1 protein-coding gene is annotated in these 559 nt (G+C 64.4%); it reads right to left on the minus strand.

Annotated features, from left to right (window positions below; genetic code table 11):
* Positions 1-559 (minus strand): DDE-type integrase/transposase/recombinase (locus tag ACFMBG_RS15565; protein ID WP_421055614.1); only part of this gene is annotated, 559 nt, incomplete at both ends.

Here is a 559-nt window from a genome sequence, read left to right on the forward strand (position 1 = left end):
TACCTGCCGGTCTTGCTGCCATTTCAGGATCGCGTTGCTGGTCAGTTCGGTGCCGTTGTCGGACACCAGCAAGCAGGGATAGCCACGCAGATCGGCGATCCTGTCCAGTTCCCTGGCGACCCGCAGGCCCGACAGAGATGTATCCACGACCGTGGCCAGGCATTCCCGACTGAAGTCGTCGATCACGCACAAAATACGGAACCGGCGCCCGTCTGAAAGCGTGTCTGAGACGAAGTCCAGCGACCACCGCTGGTTCGGCCCCTGCGGGACCGCCATAGGCGCCCTGGTTCCGATTGCGCGCTTGCGGCCGCCCCGTTTGCGCACCGTCAGCCCCTCTTCCCGGTAGATCCGGTAGAGCTTTTTCCAGTTCACCTCCCAGCCGTCCCGCTTCAGAAGAATGTGCAGGCGCCGATAGCCGAACCGCCTGCGCTCACCAGACAGTTCACGCAGCCGGTGCCGCAGGTCCTTGTCTTCCGGGCTGGCTGGCCGCCGCCGGTACACACGCGGATCGATCCCGGCCAGCGCACAAGCCCGCCGCTGCGAGTAGCTCTTCTCTTTC

It is taken from the genome of Leisingera coralii (assembly GCF_049056525.1).
Lineage (GTDB): Bacteria > Pseudomonadota > Alphaproteobacteria > Rhodobacterales > Rhodobacteraceae > Leisingera > Leisingera coralii.